Source organism: Candidatus Goldiibacteriota bacterium (assembly GCA_016937715.1).
Taxonomy (GTDB): Bacteria; Oederibacteriota; PGYV01; order PGYV01; family PGYV01; genus PGYV01.
Genome location: JAFGWA010000113.1, coordinates 37,626 through 57,169 on the forward strand (window position 1 = coordinate 37,626; position 19,544 = coordinate 57,169).

Sequence of the window (19,544 nt, forward strand, 5' to 3'; positions counted from 1 at the left end):
TATGGCAAAGAAAGGTATTGAAACCGGTTTAATAAAGGTATATCCTGATTCAATTCTTCGCGTCAGAAGCACAGAAGTTGAAAAAATAGGGCATTTGGAGAAAGTCCTTTTCAGGCAGATGCTGGAAATAATGAAAGCGTTTAAAGGTGTCGGGATTGCAGCTCCTCAGATAGGCATATCGCGGAGGCTGATTGTTGTTGATACGGGAGAAGGCCCTGTTTTTATGGCAAATCCAAGGATAATAAACGGAAGCGGCCTGGAAGTAATGGAAGAAGGGTGTTTAAGCGTTCCGGGCGCGCTTGTGGACGTTTCAAGAAAAAGCAATGTGACGGTCACAGGGATTAATGAAAAAGGAAAATTTAAGGAAATTAAAGCCGAAGGGTTCTTTGCAAGGGCGCTTCAGCATGAAATAGACCATCTTGAAGGGAAACTTATAATTGATTATATGCCTTTTGATGATAAAATAAAATTTGGGATGTAATAATAACCGGTTTTTTATGAAAGGTGAAAATGAAAGTATATGATGTTAATGCGGCAGAATATGACAGCTGGTTTGATAAAAACAAAGCGGTTTTTTTGTCCGAAATTGCAGCTATAAAAAAGTTTATTCCTGAAAAAGGCGAAGGTGTTGAAATAGGCACAGGCACCGGCAGATTTGCCGCGGAATTGGGCATAAAAACCGGTGTGGATATTTCCGTGCCTATGATGTCTTTTGCTGTTAAAAGGGGCGTTATCGCTTTAAAGGCTGATGCTTCCGCGCTTCCGTTTATGAATGATGTATTTGATTACGCGCTTTTAACCACGGTCATCTGTTTTTTAAAAAAACCCGCCGCGGCTTTAAAAGAGGCGTGCAGGGTATTAAAACCCAAAGGTGTTTTAATTATTGGTTTTGTACATAAAGACGGTTTTTTGGGGCGTTTTTATAAAAAAAAGAAAAGTGTTTATTATAAGCACGCCGTATTTTATACTGCCGGTGAAATAAAGAAGATGCTAAAAAAGGCTGGTTTTTCAGGGTTTAAAACCATAAAAACACTTTCAAGGATGCCGTCTGAAATAAAAAAGCCCGAACTGAACGGCTGTAAAGACGGCGGTTTTACCGTAATAGCCGCGGTTAAAAAAGGAGATTTATGAAGCACGGAATTGAAGAGATAAAAAACGCGTGCAAAATACTTGGACTTTCAATGTTTGAAACAAGAAAGGGTGTTGAAAAAAAGTATAAAGAACTTATAAAGCAGAAACATCCGGATGTTAATAAAAAATCGGAAGCAACCGCCGAAACGGCTGAAATTAATAAGGCGTATGCTGTTATAAATGATTATTTTGATGATTATGTTTTTTCTTTTGGGAAAACTGAATTTGGCAGATATAACCCTCATGACGCTGATATGGAAAGAATGAAACACGACACCACATGGGGTGTTTAAAGTTTTTGTGCGCGGAAATATTTACGGTAAACTGATTTAAAAATCTGATTAAAAGGCGGTATAAAAAAGTGAAAGCAGGGCTGCTGGGCACAGGTTATTATGTTCCTGAAAAAATTATGAAGAATAAAGATTTTGAAACAATGGTGGAAACTTCCGATGAATGGATAAGGACAATGACCGGAATTGAAGAACGCAGGTTTGCCGCGGAAGGTGAAGCAGTATCTGATATGGGGTTAAAAGCCGCTGAAATGGCAATAAAAAATGCCGGCATAAAAAAAGAAGATATAGGACTTATAATAACCGCGACTATCACTTCGGATTATCCTTGGCCGTCAGCCGCGGCCCTTATACAGTCAAAACTGAATATTCCGGGAGTTCCGGCTTTTGATATTTCAGCAGCCTGTTCCGGATTTATGTACGGCCTTTCACTGGCTAAAGATATGGTAAACAGCGGGACTTACAAGAATGTACTTGTAATAGCCGCGGAAAAATTATCATCAATAACCGATATGACAGACCGCAATACCTGTGTGCTTTTAGGCGACGGCGCGGGCGCCGCTGTTGTAGGGCTGTCTGAAACATCGGAAATATTAGCAGCAGCCATACACGCTGACGGGTCAAAAGTTTCCATGTTGTACCAGCCTGCCGGCGGTTCGCTGATGCCGGCGACCGAAGAAAGCGTTAAAAACAGGATGCATTACCTTAAAATGAACGGCAAAGAGGTTTATAAACAGGCGGTTGATAAGATGCCCGCTGTTTTAACCGAAGTAATGGATAAAGCTCAAAGAAAACCGGAAAATATTGATTTTATTATTTTTCACCAGGCCAATTTAAGAATTATTAATTCCATCGCGGAAAAATTCGGATGGCCGGCGGAAAAAAATATAGTGAACATTCAGAAATACGGCAACACCTCCGCCGCCACAATACCAATAGCTCTGGCAGAGGCAATAGAGCAGGGCAGGATAAAAAAGGGAAGTATAGTGGCAATGTCCGCTTTCGGCGCGGGCTTAACCTGGGGCGCCGCTATAATAAAAGTATAACCGTTAATATAAAATTGTTTATTCATACGTTTTTTTAAAAAGTTAATATATGTATTGTGAATTAACGCACAGCATGATGAAAATAACAGGAGATTTTTAGGATGGTATTTGTGATGGATGTTCTGAAACACACATTAAGCATAACGGCTTTTGTTTTTGCCATGATGCTGCTGGTGGAATATATAAATGTTTATACAAAAAACAAACTTACCGCGCTGCTTAATAAAAACAGGTTTATGCAGTACGTTGCAGCCGTTGTCCTGGGGCTTTTACCCGGCTGCCTTGGGTCTTTTGCGGTTGTTACCCTGTATATACACGGCGGGGCTACCTTAGGCGCGCTTGTCGCAAATATGATGGCTACAAGCGGGGACGAAGCCTTTGTAATGCTTGCGATGATACCAAAAGAAACGTTTATAATTACAGGAATGTTATTTGTGTCCGGTATTGTAATCGCTTATATTGTTGATGCGGTTTTTAAAGGCAAACACCGTTTTCATGAAAAAGGCATGCCTCTTCATGAAGAAGAGTGTATTTGTTTTGATAAAAACTTAATAAAAGAACAGTGGCAAAAAATAACGCCTGTCAGAGGCATTTTGTTTGTTCTGGTTTTTATACTTTTATTAATGTTTGTTTACGGCCAGATAGGGCCCAAGGAATGGAATTATATAAGGGCTACTTTTATAGCTGTTTATGTTTTTGTGATATTTGTAGTGGCAACTGTCCCGGATCATTTTTTGGAAGAACACCTTTGGAAACATGTTGTTATAAAGCATGTACCTGTTGTTTTTTTGTGGACCTTTGGTATATTGGCGGTAATGGAACTGGTTGAACTGTTAAATATTACCATTCCGTATATGGAACATTCAAAGTGGATTGTGCTTCTGGCAGCTTCGCTTGTGGGAATAATACCGGAATCAGGACCCCATCTTATATTTGTAATGCTGTACGCCGAAGGAAGCCTGCCTTTCAGCGTGCTGTTCGCGAATTCTATTGTCCAGGACGGGCACGGCATGCTGCCTTTGCTTGCGCATTCAAGGAAAGATTTTATAAAAGTAAAAGTTATAAATTTTACCGCCGCTTTATTATTGGGCGGTGTTATGATGGCTGCAGGCTTTTAAACGGATAAAATGGAGGAATTTATGAAAATCGGGATTGTAATCGCTTCAAATGACGCGGAAACATGCTGGAATGCTATACGGTACGGAAATTTCTGCCTTGGAAAAAAAAGAAGAGGTAAAAATATTTTTTATGGGCAAAGGCGTGGAGTATCAGAAAATAAGCACGGATAAATTTAACACAATAGAACAGGCGGAGAAATTTCTGGCATCCGGCGGTAAAATATTTGCCTGTGGAACCTGTATGCAGTCCCGTGAGCAGGAAAGTTCGGATGCGTGTCCTTTGTCCACAATGCAGGATATGTATGATATTGTCAAAGAAAGTGATAAGGTAGTAAGCTTCTAAGAAACGGCAGCAGGTAATAAATTATATATTTACGGAGGATTTATGAAAAAGAAAGGTGAAATTAAAAGGAACACGGGTGCGGAACACAAAAAAGATATTATGTTTATTAACGCGGCAATTATAATTGTTTCAATAATGGGGGCTGCAGGCGTTTTTTTGGGAATTAAAAACTCTTCACCTGTGCAGGACGTGCCGGCAGTATCGCAGGGGCAGCCGTATGCCGTGGACGGACGTTATAAGCACCTGTTTAGGGATGTCAATTCCAAAGAAGCGATACTTAAGATTCATATTGACGAGGCAAAAGTGCTTTTTGAAAGCAATATGGCGGTTTTTGTGGATTCAAGAAGCGTTAATGAATACAACCAGTCGCATATAAAAGGCGCGGTTTCTATACCTGCCGGTACACCTTCGGATAAAATCAGCGAAAAGAAAAGCGAGCTTAATAATAAAGTTCTTGTAACTTATTGCAGCGGTACAGGGTGCCGTCTTGCGGATAAAGCCGCGCATGTTTTATTTGATATGGGTTATAAAAAAATTGTAATTTTTTTCGGTGGCTGGCCGGAATGGACGCAGGCGGGTATGCCGGTTGAGGAATATAAAATACCGGAAAAATATCTGCCCCTTTATCAGGAAGCCCCTTCAGCGGGAGAGATAAAAAAAATAAACCTTGAACAGGCAAAATTTCTTTATGATAACGCTGCGGCGCATTTTGTGGATGTTGACACGGTTGAAAACTTTTCAAAAATGAGGATAAAAGGCTCTCATTCAGTGCCGTTGGAAATGTTCGGAGAAATGGTGCCGAAATTTAAAGTATATATGCTTCAGAAACCTGTTGTTGTTTTCAGCCATAAAGGTGAAGAGAAAGCGGCGGAAGCGGCAAAACTTCTTTATAAAGACGGAATAAAAAGGGTTTTAATATTTCCTGACGGAATAATGTACTGGGACAGGGCCGACTACCCGATGGTAAAAGCTTCAAAAACAATTAAACTGCAGGCATTGCAATCAAATAATTAGGAGGAACAGATGAGTGTAATTGATGACATTAAGAACGGCGCAGCAGGGATTAAAAATATCGTGGCGGTGGCAAGCGGAAAAGGCGGTGTGGGTAAATCTACGGTTACCGCAAATCTGGCGATAGCCCTTGCCAAACAGGGGTATAAGACAGCTGTGGTTGACGCGGATGTTTACGGGCCCACCATGCCTTCATTTTTTGGGATATATACAAGGCCTGTAATGAAAGATAATAAATTAATACCTGTTGAAAAAAACGGTGTAAAAATAATGTCAATAGGGTTTATGCTGGATGACTATTCCGCTGTTATATGGCGCGGGCCTATGATTATGGGCGCTATAAAACAGTTTATAGCTGATACAGAGTGGGGCGATATTGACATAATGTTAATTGACCTGCCCCCCGGCACAGGCGACGCGCCTTTGACAATATGCCAGGCGCTGCCGCTTAAAGGCGGGCTTATTGTTTCCACTCCGCAGGCTGCTGCCGCAAAGACGGCCGCGCGCGCTGCCGACCTGTTCAGGCAGATGAATGTTCCGGTTTTAGGCGCTGTGCTTAATATGTCATATTTAATCTGCGAATCGTGCGGCAAAAAGAATACTGTGTTTCCGTCAAGCGGGGCGGCGCTTCTTAAAAATGAAGCAGGGCTTGATATTATTGCGGAACTTCCTTTTTATGACGGTTTTATGGAAGAAACAGTTCCGGGAGAAATTACACATATTGAAAATGACAAAGCCGCAGCGCAGGCTTTTGATGAACTTGCAAAAAAAGTAGTTAAGGCATGTGTATTATAAAATGAAGATAAAGGTTATAGCCGAAGCTTCCACACCCGCGCAGCGCGCAAGGGAGGAGTGGGGCCTGTCGTTGTTAATAAATGGGAATACCCTTTTTGATGCTTTTGGGCAAAGCAGAGTGTTCAGCAAAAATATTATAAAGTATGAAGTTGACAGAAAAAAAATCGGACGGATTATAATTTCTCACTGCCATTGGGACCATATAGCGGGAATGGAACATGTTTTGTTTGCCGGCGGCAATCCTATGGTATATCTGCCTGAAAAAGAATGGCGTCTTGAAGAATTGCTTAACAGATATTCGGTGCGTTATACTGTTGCTGGTAAAAAAAGTACGGCAGAAGACGGGTTTATTCTTACAGGGGCTCTTAAAGGCAGGCTTGGAAATGACACAATAACAGAACAGGGCGCAATATTTAAAGGAAGAAAAGGGCTTGTGCTTGTTGCCGGTTGTTCCCATCCGGGTATTGTTAAGATGGTAAAACTTGCGGAAAAGGCCGCTGGAAATAAAATATACGCGGTTGTGGGCGGGCTGCATTTAAAAGACAGCCTGATTGATGAAATAGCAAAGACAGCCAAAGGGCTTAAAGCGCTTGGGGTAAAACGTGTCATTGCAGGGCATTGCACAGGGGCGGCTGCATGTGATATTATAAAAAAAGAGTTTAAAACAGATTTTAAAAAACTTGAAACAGGCGATGAATATATACTATAGAAGCGGGGTGCTGATATGGGAATAAAAGAAAGGGTTGTAGTGCTTGGAGCAAGCCATAAGCCGGAAAGATATTCTTACAAGGCGATACAGGCTCTTTTAAATAACGGGCATGAGGTAATACCTGTAAATCCGGCGTTAAAAGAGGTGCTGGGTCTTAAAGTGATTAATAAACTTGAAGAAATATCCGGCAAGGTGGACACAGTCACATTGTATGTGGGGCCTGAAAGGCTTGCGCAGATGGCGGATGAAATTGTAAATTTAAAACCCAAACGCATAATTGCCAATCCCGGCGCCGAATCAGAAATTATGCGTCTTGCAGCTGATAAAAATAAAATTGAATATGAAGAAGCGTGCACTCTTGTGCTTCTTTCAACAGGGCAGTTTTAAACGGAAAAAAAAGAAAGGGGAAAATAAATGGCAAAAAAAGCGGCAAAAAAAAGAGTAAAAAAAACAGTAAAGAAACCTTTGGTAAAAAGCGCGGTAAAATCCGGGGATAAAAAAGTTAATTATTTTGAATTTATAAAGGATATGGTTATAAAAGCTGCTGTTATAAGCGCGGCGGCTTTGTTAATAGCCCTTTTATACACGGGAATAAGGGCGCTTATTCCGGTGAAAAAATCAGACGCGCAGCCTGCCGCTGTAATAACCACACAGCCGGAAAAGCCTGCCGAAACAAAATCCTTGCCGGGCAAGTTCAGGTACCTTTTGAAAAAATCATCAAGCAAAGAGAAAATACCAAAGATACATGTTGAAGAAGCAAAAGCCCTTATGGACAGCGGCAAAGCCGTGTTTGTTGACACAAGGGGCGCTTCAATGTATGACGACGCGCATATAAAAGGCGCGATTTTAATTCCCGCCGGTTCGCCGCCTGATAAATATAAAGAGCATGAACAGGCCTTAAAAGATAAAGTGATAGTCACTTACTGCCACGGCGTGGGGTGCCACCTTGCGGATAAAGTGGCCAACGCGCTTTTTGATATGGGGTACAAAAAGCTTGCGATATTTTTTGGCGGATGGAATGAATGGACGCAGGCGGGATACCCTGTTGAAAAATATGAACCGCCGGCGGAATTTAAACGCCTTTTTGAAGAGGTTGTGTCAGTAAATGAAATACCAAAAATTACACTTGCAGAAGCGTATTTTCTTTATGAAAGGCAAAAAGCCAATTTTGTTGACGCGGGAAGAAAAGACCAGTATATAGACAGGCATATTAAAAGCGCGATTACAATTCCGGCCGACGGTATAGATGAAGTGCTGCCGCGTTATTCGGGTTTTCTTATGCAGAAGCCCACGGTTATTTATTGCCACGGCAAAGGCGGCAACGCCCGTAATCTTGCGGCAAAAATTTATGAAGGCGGCAATAAAAAAGTGCTTCTGTTTATGGACGCGCTGCCGCAGTGGGAAAAAGCGGGTTATCCTGTATTTAAAAATCCCGCGTTGAAAGGGGAAACGAAATGAATAAGATAAAAGAGATGCTGTCAAATAAATACCTGCTGTATTTTTTGAAACTTGCGCTTGGTTTTGTTTTTATTGTGGCAAGCGTGGGAAAAATTATTGATCCCGCGGGATTTGCCAAAGACGTGTATTCGTACGTGATTCTTCCGACGACATTTGTTCCGTTTTTCGCCTCTGTGGCGCCGTGGGTGGAATTTATCGCCGGTATTTTACTTATGCTGGATATAACGCCAAGAAGCAACGCGCTTATAATAAATGGCATGCTGGTTGTTTTCATAGCCGCAATTGCCATAGACATTTACAGGGGTGTTGAAATATCCTGCGGTTGTTTTGATTTTCTGTTCCCCGAAGAAGAGATTGGGGTAAATACGATAATCAGGGATTTTATAATGCTTGGCGCGGGTATTATTGTAATGTTCTTTGACCATAACGAGGTAAAGATGTACGGTATGTTAAAAAAATAAAAGCCGGCAAATTATAATATTTTTAAACGCCCTGTCTGGGGTCTGACCCCAGACAGGGCGTTTGCTTTTTAAATATATGTATTTTTTTGTATATGTTTTTAGAAGTGTATCAATATTTAATGTCTTGTAGGCGCACCTTTTAAAGTGCGGCAGTTGAATTGGTTTAAAAAACCCGATGGGTATCGTCATTATTATTGAGTGAGTTTTAACGCTGCGTACAGAAAAACACAGCTAATCTGTTTTCAATTAACTTCTTTATTATTTGACTTTATTTTTTACTTGACTTTACAAGTCTAAACTTGTATAAATATATTATAACCAAAACATAGAGGGTTAAATGCAAAAATATAATATCGTTTTTTATTCTAAAGGTGACAGTAATCCGGTCAGGGATTTTATTTCGGAAAGGACCAAAAAAGAAGTATCAAAAATCCTTTTTTGTATGGAATTGTTAAAAAGCAAAGGGCGCGAATTAACGGAGCCATACAGCAAATATATTGAAAACGGCATCAATGAGCTGCGTGTGGTTTTTGCGGGAAATGCTTTCAGGTTATTTTATTATTGGGATGGAAATGGTGCCGTGTTTGTTCATGCGATTCATAAAAAAGACATGAAATTAAAGAGAAATGATATAGAAATTGCCATAAAAAGAATGAAAGAACTTGAAGGAGATGACAAAAATGAAAAAAGCAAATAAAGCGGTCAAAGACAGAAAAGCATATAAAAAAATGTTTGATTCTTATATGAAGGATGATGAAATAAGGAAAGATTATGAAAATGAATGGCTTTTAAATGAATTTGCGCGGGAACTGCAGGCTGAGCGCGAAAAAAAGCATATATCGCAGGCGGATTTGGCAAAAAAAACAGGCATGAAGCAGCAGGAAGTTTCCAGAATTGAACGCGGCGACCAAAACGCCAAAGTTGAAACGCTTAGAAAGCTTGCTGATGGTGTAGGAAAAAGGCTTATAGTAAAACTTGGGTGAATTAATTATTCAAGTATGATTTTGATTATGGATTAGTTTTAGTAAATAGTCCTTTGAATTAAAAATGAAATTTTTACCGGTTCCGTCTGATATTTGATATAATAACTATATATTAAATAGGGAAGGGGATAAGATTGAAAAAACTGCTGATAATTTTTATAATTCCAATATTTTTATGTTTTACAGGCTGTGTTACTCCTCAAATGAATGAACATAGAGAAACGTTCTCCGAAAAATGCGCCGAAGAACTTCATATAAGCAATATTGGTCTTATTTATACCGATGATAAACATAATGCTGTCAATCCGGCCGACCCGCGAATTTCTCTTCTTATGTCATTTGATGATTCAACTCAAAAATATTACAACGATTATCTGGAAAATCTTCAAAATTCGCAAATAAGTCTAATTATTGCTGCTGTTTCAAGCGCTGTCGGTTTTTTTGCTATGGTTCAAATTTTTGCTGCCGGATTATCTAAGGATGGAACTGAAGAACAGGCTAATGCAGGAGCCGTTGCATTATATACGGTTATACCGATAGATATAATATCTTGGATATTTTATTTTGTTTCAGATTTTAATGCTAAAGATAATTTATTTAAAGCCGTGGATACGTATAATAGTAATTGTTTTTAATAAAATTCAAATACCCCTTGAAAGACCCCCCTTTAATATGTTATCTTATCAATACTTTATTAAAACGGTATGATTTTTGCTTGATGGCTATATAAGGAGCGGTACATTATGGCAATTACCATTAAAGACGTAGAATACATAGCGCACCTTTCCAGGCTGGAAATAACCGAAGAGGAAAAGGTGCAGTTTGCGAAAGAGCTCTCTGATATCTTAGAGCACGTAAACAGGCTGTCCAAAATCAACACAGATAACGTGGAACCCACGTACTTTGCGGTGGATACTAAAAACGTTTACAGGGAAGACGTAATTAAGCCTTCTATAAACAGGGAAGATGTTTTTGCGGCGGCGCCTTCAATAGAAAACGGCGGGTTTAAAGTCCCAAAGATAATATAAGGAAAACGGAGAATTATGGAACTGTATTATGATTCAATAGAAAATCTGCACAAGAGACTGGTAAAGAAGGAAATTAAACCTTCTGACATACTTGATTCTGTTTTTAAAAGGATTGAATCGGTTGACCCAAAGGTGCACGCATACCTTAAACTTACAAAAGAGCGCGCTTATGAAATGGCGAAAGCAGCCGAAGAACGCATTATGAAAAATGATAATGTCACGGAACTTACCGGCATACCGCTTGGAATAAAAGATAATATGGTATTAAAAGGCGTTGAAACTACCTGCGCGGCTAAGATGCTTGAAGGGTATAAACCGCCTTACACCGCGGCGGTATTAACAAAACTTGAAAAAGCCGGCGCTGTTTTTACCGGCAAATTAAATATGGATGAATACGCTTTTGGCTCATCCACTGAAAATTCCGCTTTTGGCCCCACAAAGAATCCGTGGGACTTGCAGCGCGTGCCCGGCGGATCCAGCGGCGGCTCTGCAGCATCGGTGGCCGCGGGATTATGCATCGGCTCGCTTGGTTCTGACACCGGCGGTTCCATTAAACAGCCCGCTTCATTATGCGGAGTAACCGGAATTAAACCCACATACGGAAGGGTGTCGCGCTACGGCCTTATTGCGTTTGGTTCCTCCCTTGACCAGATTGGCCCTATTACAAGAACAGCGGCAGACAATGCCATTATATTAAAACACATAGCCGGACATGATGAAAATGACGCGACGTCCGCAAATATTGATGTTCCGGATTATTCGGCTTTATTAAAGGACAGCGTAAAAGGAAAAGTATTCGGGCTGCCGAAAGAATATTTTATAGAAGGGCTTGACCCGGAAGTAAAACAGAAAGTAATGGACGCGGTTGCCGTGTTTGAAAAACTTGGCGCTAAAATAGAACAGATATCGCTTCCAAACACCGAATACGCCATTGACGTTTATTACGTTGTGGCGCCGGCGGAAGTTTCCAGTAATCTGGCCCGTTTTGACGGCGTGCGTTACGGGCTGCGCGATAAAGACGCGGATAACATGATAGACATGTATAAGAAGAGCAGGCAGAAAGGTTTTGGCCGTGAGACAAAAAGAAGGATAATGCTGGGGACATACGTTCTTTCCTCCGGTTATTATGACGCTTATTATAAGAAAGCGCAGAAAGTAAGGACGCTTATTAAAAATGATTTTGACAGGGCTTTTGAAAAAGTGGACGCTATATTAACGCCCACTTCGCCTACCACCGCTTTTAAAATAGGCGAAAAAGCCGCTGACCCTTTAACCATGTACCTGTCCGATATTTTTACAATCGCGCCGAACCTTGCGGGGCTTCCGGGAATGTCAGTGCCCGCGGGCAATGATTCAAAAGGGCTTCCGGTGGGGCTTCAGATACTGGGTAAATGGTTTAAAGAACAGGATATTTTTGACATAGCGCATACATTCCAAAAAAACACGGACTGGCACACAAAGATGCCGTCCATAGACTAAGGAGGAAATATTATGAAATGCAACAAATGCGGAAACAACGGCGGGTTTTATGTTAACGTCACAGACTACAAACCCCTTGAAATGTGGGAATTCAGCGAAGGAAGCATGACGCGCTACTGCCAGAAGGACGCCGGCGACAACGAAATGGATGTTGTATGCGCCAGCTGCGGTTCTGATGATGTTGACTTTGAAGGTTTTGACAAGGAAAACTACACAGACAGGCCGCTTGTAATACTGTCTGACGATGAATGGGACGGAAAAGTGGCGGAAAACAAAACAGAAGAAACCGCCGAAGAAAATGAAGAAAGCAAAGAGGAGTAGTACTGATAAATGAGCATGGCTGAAAAATATGAAGTCGTAATAGGCCTTGAAGTGCATGTGGAACTTTCCACTGCCACCAAGATCTTCTGCGGCTGCAAAAATAAATTCGGCGGAGAGCCGAATACAAACATCTGCCCTGTATGCCTTGGGCTGCCGGGGTCGCTGCCTGTTGTAAACAGGGAAGTGGTGCGCCGCGCCGTTAAGACAGGGCTTGCGCTTGGCTGTACTATAGCCGCGTATACAAAATTTGACAGAAAAAATTATTACTATCCTGACCTGCCTAAAGCATATCAGATATCTCAGTTTGACATGCCCATTGCCGAACACGGGCGTATAACCATTGTGGACAAAGAAGGTAAGCGCAAAGAGATAGGTATTACCAGAGCGCATATGGAAGAAGACGCGGGGAAACTTCTGCATTTAACAAAAACCGGGCAGATAGCTGACGCGGAAGAGTCACTTGTAGATTATAACAGGGGCGGCGTTCCGCTTATAGAAATAGTAAGCGAACCGGACATGCGTTCTTCCGAAGAGGCGTACAATTATTTAAACACCTTGAAATCCATTTTAAAATATATTGATGTATCTGACTGCAATATGGAAGAAGGAAGCCTGCGCTGCGATGCCAACGTGTCAATAAGGCCGTGGGGACAGAAGGAATTCGGCACCAAAGTGGAAATTAAGAATATGAATTCATTTAACAATGTCCGCAAGGCGATAGATTATGAAATAGAACGCCAGGTGAAAATGACAGAAGCGGGCGAAGTAATAACGCAGGAAACAAGGTTATGGGACGGCGGAAAAGCAAAGACTTTTTCCATGCGCAGCAAGGAAGGATCGCACGATTACAGGTACTTCCCGGAACCCGACCTTCCGCCTTTTGTGCTGGAACAGTCATTTATGGATGAGGTTAAAAAAGAAATACCGGAACTGCCGGTGCAGAAAATGGACCGCTTTACGGAAAAATACAGCCTGCCGCTTTACGACGCGGGAGTGCTGACGCAGTCAATAGAAACGGCGGATTTTTTTGAAGAGGCCGCGGCAAAATGCAGCGAACCAAAACTTGTAAGCAACTGGATGATGACCGAACTTCTGGGCAGGATGAACGAAGCGGGAATAGAGTCCATCTCCAAAACAAACATAACAACCGGCAGCCTTACAAAGATGATAGCCCTTATACAGAAAGGGACGATAAGCGGAAAGATAGCAAAGACGGTTTTTGACGTAATGTTTAAAGAAGGCGGAGATCCGGAAAAAATAGTGGCGGAAAAAGGGCTTGTGCAGATATCAGACACAGGCGCCATTGAAGCTGCCGTGGATAAAATACTTGCAGCCAACCCGAAAGCCGTGGAAGACATTAAGGGCGGAAAACCGCAGGGAATGGGCTTTCTTGTGGGGCAGATAATGAAAGAGACAAAAGGCAAAGCTAACCCGCAGATGGTCAACGAAATCTTAAAAAAGAAACTGGGATAAAAACAGTTATATAATAATTTCTTGTTTTTGTATTAGTAGGGACAGCGCTCCTGCGCTGTCCGAGTATTAAAAATTAAAAAGAATAAAGGCCGGACAGCGCGGGAGCGCTGTCCCTACGAAAGCAAATACAATGAAATATTAAAATAGTTTTAACATAAATGCCTGTCGCAAAAGGCTGAATAAAAAAACGGTTTTCAGAGCTGATATTTTTTAGCGGCAGGCAAAGCATTTAGCTTAAGCCTGTTTTTTTGTTTTTATAGGTATTCAATAAAAAGGTGAAAAATGGAAAAAAAACGTGAGGCAACTCCCCCTGTAAGGCCGGGGCAGAAAGTGGAACTGGAAATAACAGATTTAGCCTACGGCGGAAACGGCGTGGCAAAGTACGAGAATTTTACGGTATTTGTGCCGCTGGGGCTGCCGGGTTCTAAAATTACCGCTTCCATAACCGAAGTGAAAAAGAACTATGCCATGGCAAACATGAATAAAATACTTGTTGAATCCCCGCATTTTGTAAAACCCGTATGCCCGCTTTTTTCGGTCTGCGGCGGGTGCCAGTGGCTTCATATTGATTATGCCGGCCAGATGAAATACAAAAAGAAATTTATTGAATACGCGCTTAAAACACATTCCGGCGTTGATAATCCAAATTTAAATGAAGTGATTGGTTATACAGAACCGCTGTATTACCGTGACCGCGCGCAGTATAAGCCGGGGGTTGATAAAGGTGTTCCTGTGCTGGGTTTCTACAGGGCGAATTCCCACGATGTGGTAAAAGTAAACGAATGCTTTATTGTAAATAAAAAGATAAACGAGATTGCCTCAATCATCTCCGCTATTCTTGAAAAGGAAAAGAAAAAAGTGACCGTGTATGACGAAAATACAAATACGGGGTACCTGCGTCATGTGGCAATAAGGGTAAATTCCAAAGGTGAATCGCTTGTAGCTTTTGTGGTAACAGAGAGCATAGCAAGGGATTATATAGATGAAGCCGCGAAAGAACTTAGTGAAAAAGTGGAAGGTATTAAAGGCATTGTTTTAAACATGAATAAAAATAAAGGCAACAGGGTTTTTGGCGACAGCGAAAAACTTATTTGGGGAGATAATTTTATTAAGGAACAAATAAACGGAATAGAGTTTATGCTGGAAGCGGATACATTCTTTCAGATAAACACGGGTATGCTGTCACACATGTTAAGTTTTGTTGAAAGCCGCGTTAAACAGGGGGCCAAAGTCCTGGATCTATACGGCGGCACAGGCGCGTTATCCCTGCCGCTATACAAGAAAGCATCCGAAATAACAGTGGTGGAAATAAATCCGCACAGCATTGAACTCTTTAAAAAGGTGCTTGCAAATAATAATATAACGAACGCGTTTGCGGTCGCGGGAGACGCGGAAAAAGAAGCATCCGCAATTATTAAAGAGAAAAGGCCGGATGTCATAATTCTTGACCCGCCAAGAAAGGGAGTTCACGCGGATGTGTTAAAGAGCGTGATTGAAAACAATATACCGGAGATTATCTATATTTCCTGCAACCCCATGACATTTGCCAGGGATGTAAAAGAATTAAAAGGTCATTATGAACTTGTGGAAACAATACCGGTTGATTTGTTCCCGCAGACGTATCATGTGGAAACTATGGGGTATTTTAGAAGGATAAAATCTTGAAAGGTAAAATAGTTGAATTCAGGAATTTGACAGTTTTAAGGGACAGAAAAATATTAAACCGTGTCTCTTTTGACATAGAAGAAGGGTGCCATACGGCGATTATAGGGCCCAACGGTTCCGGTAAATCCACGCTTATTAATCTTATTACCAGAAAATTTTATCCGCTTGCGGACGAGCCGGATTATAAAATGAGTATCTGGGGCAGGGATGACTGGAATGTTATGGAGTTAAAAAAACTGCTGGGTATTGTTTCAGACACTTTGTCCCGTGATTTTGAAGAGGATATGCCGGTGAAAGAAGCGGTGTTATCCGGTTTTTTTTCCAGCGTCGGGCTTTTTCACGTCAAAGTGACTCCGAAAATGAAAGAACTTGCGGATAAAAGTTTAAGGTTTATGGGGATAAAAAAACTGGAAAATGAATCGGTGGAAGCGCTTTCTTCGGGAGAAAAAAGGAAAATGTTGATAGCAAGGGCGCTTGTACACTCACCCAAAGCGCTGATACTGGACGAGCCTGCAAACGGCCTTGATATTGTTGCCGCGGAAAAATTCAGGCGGACAATGAGAAAACTATGCAGAAAGACAACGGTCATAATAGCCACAAATGATTTTTTTGATATAATTCCCGAGATTAAAAAAGTTATTATGATTAAAAACGGCAGAATCTTCAAGCAGGGTTCAAAGAAAGAATTAATGACATTAAAAAATCTGTCGCGGCTTTTCGGCGGAAAAATTCCTTCGTCTTTATTAAACAGGTGGCGCGCATGAAAGTATACATACACACCTTCGGGTGCCAGATGAATGAGTATGACTCTGAAAGAATGGCGGGAGTGCTTGAACTTGCCGGCCATGAAATTGTATACAGCGAGGGTGAAGCTGACGCTATTATTATAAATACCTGCACGGTGCGCAATCTTGCCGAAGAAAAAGCTTATTCATACGCGGGGCGGTTTGTTACGGATAAAAAGGTAATCATAACCGGATGCCTTGCGGAGATAAAAAAAGAAGAACTGATAAAAAAATTTCCCACGCTGCACGCGGTGGTAGGGACATATAATTTTGCCAATATAGGAAAAGTAATAACAGCCGGAAAAGGCAAAGTGCTCTTTGGCGCCGCTGAAGAGGGTTACGGTAAAGACGTTAAAAGGCCGGGCGGGGTATCGGGATATCTTGCCATAATGCAGGGGTGTGACAACTTTTGTTCGTACTGTATCGTCCCATACGCAAGGGGAAGGGAAAGAAGCAGAAGCCTGGACGGCATTATTGCCGAAATGCATAAAATGGCATCTGACGGATTTGTGGAAGTAATACTTCTTGGACAGAACGTGAATTCATATAAAGACAGCAAGACAGGGGTTAATTTTTCGGGCCTTCTGAAAGAAGCGGCAAGAGTTGACGGAATTGAACGCATAAGGTTTATGACTTCGCATCCAAAAGATTTAAGCAGGGAACTTGTGGAAACTGTCGGCGCGCTTGATAAGGTGTGCAATCACATACACCTTGCCGTGCAGTCCGGGTCTGACAGAGTTTTAAAAAATATGAACAGAAAATATACAAGGCAGCAGTTTCTGGACAAACTTGAAATGATACGGGAAATAATACCGGGTGTGTGCATAACGACAGATGTGATGGTGGGTTTTCCGGGAGAGACACAAAGTGATTTTGAAGATACAGTATCACTGCTTGAAAAAGCGCGGTTTGATTCCGCGTACATGTTCAAATATTCCCCAAGGCAGGGGACAGAGGCATTTAAAATGAAGGATGGCACGGATAAGGATGAAAAGGCCCGCAGAATCAATTATGTGCTTGAATTACAGAAACATATAAGCGAAAATATAAACAGCGCTGAAATAGGAAAAGAAATCAAAGCGCTGGGAATAATTGCGGCTGACAGGTACAAAGGCGAAATAGAGGCCACCCTTGAAAGCGGTAAAAAGGTATTCTGCCCGGGAGATAAAAGCCTTATAGGAAAGATATTTAAAGTTAAAATCACGGGGTTAAAAGGAATGTCCTTTTCAGGAGAAACGGTAAAATGAAAAAATTTGTTTTAACGGCAGTAATAGCGCTTGCGGTGTCGTCATGTATGTTCGCGAAACCGTCGGAAGATGATGTTTTTTTAAAAGCAATGACCCTTTATAATTCCAAAGAATATAAGAATGCCTCCGCGGCATTTGAAACTTTTATTAAGGAATACCCTTCCAGCAGGTATAAACCTTCCGCGCTTATGAAAATCGCGGAAGCCGAAGAAAATGTTGATAAAAAGAAAGATATTTATGAAAGAATTATAAAAGAGTATCCCGGCACAGAGTACGAAGCAGAAGCCGTGTATTCGCTTGGCAGAATGTATTACGCCATGGCAGAGGATAAAAAAGCGGAAGAGTACCTTGGGGCGGTAATGGGCAGGTTTCCCAATACAGTATGGATAGAGCCGGCTTACTATTATATGATTCTTTCCCTTGACGGGCAGGGCAGGCAGGAAGAGGCAAAAAAACTTTACGCGGATTATAACGGCGGCAAAGGGTATTATATGTACAAAAACAGGATAGAACTGGCTTACGCCAACATTCTGTTTAAGCAGGCAAAATTCGGCGAAGCTGTGTTTTCTTATCAAAATGTAATTGATAAAACAGAGGACACTGAAAAATATATTTATCTGCCTGATGTTTATAAGAAACTTGCGGAAGCTTACAGAAAATCGGGAAATGTGGAAAAAGCAAAAGACGCGGAATCCGCTATGTTAAAAAGGTTTCCTTCTGCTGACCTGCCCGAAGAATCCGTAAAGGTGGGAGCCGTGACAGCGGTTGATACCGTAACCGGAACAATGCCGGCTGAAGTGAAACCAACGGAAATAATTGAATATTTTACCGTGCAGGTGGGCGCTTTTTCGCTTGAAAAAAACGCGGAACTTGAAAAAGAAAATCTGGCAAAAAAAGGGGTTAAAGCCGAAATTGTAAAAGACGGAAATTTCTTTAAGTTAAAAACAGGAAAGTTCCGGACCAGGGCGGAAGCTGAAAGTTTTGCAAAAGGAAAGGGCTTAAAGAATTACCTTGCAAGGAAGGATTTTTAAATAAAAAATAGTAAAGGGAGGGATAAGCGATGGCTGAACAGAAAAAAACAAGTCTTGAAATGGTGCAGAAAACATCAATCCTGGGGACTGACAAAGAAGGCAATACCACGTATAAGCTGAGTTTTTATATAGATGATGCCCCTATAAAATCAAAAACCGCGGGGATAGAAGTTTATGCAATTGAAGTTATAAATAAGGAAGGTACGCTTGTACGCTATGAAATGTACGGTGACATACCCGACGGCAGAGTTGTGGAATACTATGAAACGGGCGAAATAATGATGGAAAAGAACTATTTTAACGGGCAGAAGACCGGGCTTTATAAGCTGTATTACCCGTCGGGCAATGTGTGGAAAGAAGGCAAGTTTGCCGGTGATAATATTATAAGGTTAAAGACATTTGCTGAAAATGGCAAGCTTATATCTGAAAAAGTATATTCCGAAATTGTATCAATAAGGACAGGCGAGACAGAGGTGTTTTACAAACTTGGCCGTGAAATTGCCCGCTGGGTACACGGTGCTGACGGAATGATAAAGAAATACGGCGAAACGATAGACGGGGTTGTAAAATATTATCACGACAAGCGGCTAAAAGAAGAACATATGTACGATGAAGGCATCCTGACCAGCATAAAGAAATACACAAAAGAAGGCAAAGTGCTCTCCGAACAGAAATTCGGCGAAACGGATTATTATAAGAATACAAGGTAGTTTAGTTGGTTTAAGAATTTGTAGGGACAGCGCTCCCGCGCTGTCCGGGTATTTGTTTATGCAGTGGTAGGTGCGTCCTTTTAGGGCGCGGTTGGAGTGAGCCTGCGAAGCGGAAATCCCCGGGCTTACGCGAGTTTACGAGTGTAAGTGTTAGGGGACAGTTGATTTGTTTTGGAATTGGTAGACGCGGGTCTTTAGCCCGCGCGTTGTTGACTTAATTATTTGTTTTTACTTCCGTCCCTCTGTCCCTCCGTGCATCCGTCCCTCAGTTTTACAGGGGTTGGGTATATTTTTTCAGTACGTGCCGCAAATTGGTGTTCTTGTATCCAAACAATCCTGAAATCGCCGGTGTGTTAACGTCATTGGCAACCGTAAACTCCCGGTACATACGAATCTGCCGGCGCGGCATTAAACAGCTCCTGCCGCAAACATAGTATGTTTATGCGGCACGCACTGAAAA

At 41.6% G+C, this 19,544-nt stretch carries 23 protein-coding genes and 1 pseudogene; all 24 read left to right on the forward strand.

All coding sequences use genetic code 11. The features are described from left to right. The first annotated feature begins 1 nt into the window (after position 1). The 24 genes and pseudogenes from def (at position 2) to JXR81_11065 (ending at position 19,084) form a co-directional block, all read left to right on the forward strand. On the forward strand, positions 2–481 hold the full coding sequence (def, locus tag JXR81_10950; GenBank protein MBN2755361.1) for a peptide deformylase: 480 nt from the start codon (positions 2–4) through the stop codon (positions 479–481). A gap of 23 nt (positions 482–504) precedes the next feature. Continuing rightward, positions 505–1,131: a class I SAM-dependent methyltransferase gene (locus JXR81_10955; GenBank protein ID MBN2755362.1), complete on the forward strand. Its 627-nt coding sequence runs from the start codon at positions 505–507 to the stop codon at positions 1,129–1,131. Further along, on the forward strand, positions 1,128–1,424 hold the full coding sequence (locus JXR81_10960) for a DnaJ domain-containing protein (protein MBN2755363.1): 297 nt from the start codon (positions 1,128–1,130) through the stop codon (positions 1,422–1,424). The genes JXR81_10955 and JXR81_10960 overlap by 4 nt, the downstream gene beginning before the upstream one ends. A gap of 68 nt (positions 1,425–1,492) precedes the next feature. Beyond that, on the forward strand, positions 1,493–2,467 hold the full coding sequence (locus JXR81_10965) for a ketoacyl-ACP synthase III (GenBank protein MBN2755364.1): 975 nt from the start codon (positions 1,493–1,495) through the stop codon (positions 2,465–2,467). Positions 2,468–2,568: 101 nt separating this feature from the next. Then, positions 2,569–3,585, forward strand: coding sequence for an arsenic efflux protein (locus tag JXR81_10970; GenBank protein ID MBN2755365.1), 1,017 nt, complete (start codon positions 2,569–2,571; stop codon positions 3,583–3,585). Positions 3,586–3,606: 21 nt separating this feature from the next. Beyond that, a pseudogene (locus tag JXR81_10975) lies at positions 3,607–3,928 on the forward strand (DsrE family protein). A gap of 42 nt (positions 3,929–3,970) precedes the next feature. Next, entirely contained in the window at positions 3,971–4,942 is a 972-nt protein-coding gene (locus JXR81_10980; GenBank protein MBN2755366.1) for a hypothetical protein, read from the forward strand. 9 nt (positions 4,943–4,951) lie between these two features. Continuing rightward, complete coding sequence (locus JXR81_10985; GenBank protein ID MBN2755367.1) at positions 4,952–5,734, forward strand: Mrp/NBP35 family ATP-binding protein; 783 nt, start codon at positions 4,952–4,954, stop codon at positions 5,732–5,734. Position 5,735: 1 nt separating this feature from the next. After that, positions 5,736–6,443: an MBL fold metallo-hydrolase gene (locus tag JXR81_10990; protein MBN2755368.1), complete on the forward strand. Its 708-nt coding sequence runs from the start codon at positions 5,736–5,738 to the stop codon at positions 6,441–6,443. A gap of 15 nt (positions 6,444–6,458) precedes the next feature. Further along, positions 6,459–6,830 (forward strand): CoA-binding protein, encoded by a 372-nt coding sequence (locus JXR81_10995; GenBank protein ID MBN2755369.1) that lies wholly within the window; start codon positions 6,459–6,461, stop codon positions 6,828–6,830. Positions 6,831–6,857: 27 nt separating this feature from the next. Beyond that, positions 6,858–7,901 carry a hypothetical protein gene (locus JXR81_11000; protein ID MBN2755370.1) on the forward strand — a complete coding sequence of 348 codons (1,044 nt, stop codon included), beginning with the start codon at positions 6,858–6,860 and terminating at the stop codon, positions 7,899–7,901. Continuing rightward, the gene (locus JXR81_11005) at positions 7,898–8,362 is read left to right on the forward strand and encodes a DoxX family membrane protein (GenBank protein ID MBN2755371.1); all 465 of its coding nucleotides are present in this window, start codon (positions 7,898–7,900) and stop codon (positions 8,360–8,362) included. Before JXR81_11000 ends, JXR81_11005 begins: the two co-directional genes overlap by 4 nt. Positions 8,363–8,699: 337 nt before the next feature. After that, positions 8,700–9,059 carry a type II toxin-antitoxin system RelE/ParE family toxin gene (locus tag JXR81_11010; protein ID MBN2755372.1) on the forward strand — a complete coding sequence of 120 codons (360 nt, stop codon included), beginning with the start codon at positions 8,700–8,702 and terminating at the stop codon, positions 9,057–9,059. Beyond that, complete coding sequence (locus tag JXR81_11015) at positions 9,043–9,345, forward strand: helix-turn-helix transcriptional regulator (protein MBN2755373.1); 303 nt, start codon at positions 9,043–9,045, stop codon at positions 9,343–9,345. Before JXR81_11010 ends, JXR81_11015 begins: the two co-directional genes overlap by 17 nt. Before the next feature lie 134 nt (positions 9,346–9,479). Further along, positions 9,480–9,980 (forward strand): hypothetical protein, encoded by a 501-nt coding sequence (locus JXR81_11020; GenBank protein ID MBN2755374.1) that lies wholly within the window; start codon positions 9,480–9,482, stop codon positions 9,978–9,980. A gap of 108 nt (positions 9,981–10,088) precedes the next feature. Beyond that, the gene (gene gatC, locus JXR81_11025; protein MBN2755375.1) at positions 10,089–10,373 is read left to right on the forward strand and encodes an Asp-tRNA(Asn)/Glu-tRNA(Gln) amidotransferase subunit GatC; all 285 of its coding nucleotides are present in this window, start codon (positions 10,089–10,091) and stop codon (positions 10,371–10,373) included. A gap of 15 nt (positions 10,374–10,388) precedes the next feature. After that, positions 10,389–11,852 carry an Asp-tRNA(Asn)/Glu-tRNA(Gln) amidotransferase subunit GatA gene (gatA, locus tag JXR81_11030; GenBank protein MBN2755376.1) on the forward strand — a complete coding sequence of 488 codons (1,464 nt, stop codon included), beginning with the start codon at positions 10,389–10,391 and terminating at the stop codon, positions 11,850–11,852. 12 nt (positions 11,853–11,864) lie between these two features. Then, positions 11,865–12,173 carry a hypothetical protein gene (locus tag JXR81_11035; protein MBN2755377.1) on the forward strand — a complete coding sequence of 103 codons (309 nt, stop codon included), beginning with the start codon at positions 11,865–11,867 and terminating at the stop codon, positions 12,171–12,173. 15 nt (positions 12,174–12,188) lie between these two features. Next, the gene (gatB, locus tag JXR81_11040; GenBank protein MBN2755378.1) at positions 12,189–13,646 is read left to right on the forward strand and encodes an Asp-tRNA(Asn)/Glu-tRNA(Gln) amidotransferase subunit GatB; all 1,458 of its coding nucleotides are present in this window, start codon (positions 12,189–12,191) and stop codon (positions 13,644–13,646) included. A 282-nt stretch (positions 13,647–13,928) separates the two neighbouring features. Beyond that, the gene (gene rlmD / locus JXR81_11045) at positions 13,929–15,311 is read left to right on the forward strand and encodes a 23S rRNA (uracil(1939)-C(5))-methyltransferase RlmD (GenBank protein MBN2755379.1); all 1,383 of its coding nucleotides are present in this window, start codon (positions 13,929–13,931) and stop codon (positions 15,309–15,311) included. After that, on the forward strand, positions 15,305–16,075 hold the full coding sequence (locus JXR81_11050; GenBank protein MBN2755380.1) for an ATP-binding cassette domain-containing protein: 771 nt from the start codon (positions 15,305–15,307) through the stop codon (positions 16,073–16,075). The genes rlmD and JXR81_11050 overlap by 7 nt, the downstream gene beginning before the upstream one ends. Further along, positions 16,072–17,343, forward strand: coding sequence for a tRNA (N6-isopentenyl adenosine(37)-C2)-methylthiotransferase MiaB (gene miaB / locus JXR81_11055; protein MBN2755381.1), 1,272 nt, complete (start codon positions 16,072–16,074; stop codon positions 17,341–17,343). Before JXR81_11050 ends, miaB begins: the two co-directional genes overlap by 4 nt. Further along, on the forward strand, positions 17,340–18,374 hold the full coding sequence (locus JXR81_11060; GenBank protein MBN2755382.1) for a tetratricopeptide repeat protein: 1,035 nt from the start codon (positions 17,340–17,342) through the stop codon (positions 18,372–18,374). Before miaB ends, JXR81_11060 begins: the two co-directional genes overlap by 4 nt. 29 nt (positions 18,375–18,403) lie before the next feature. After that, positions 18,404–19,084, forward strand: coding sequence for a hypothetical protein (locus JXR81_11065; protein ID MBN2755383.1), 681 nt, complete (start codon positions 18,404–18,406; stop codon positions 19,082–19,084). The last annotated feature ends 460 nt before the right edge of the window (positions 19,085–19,544 follow it).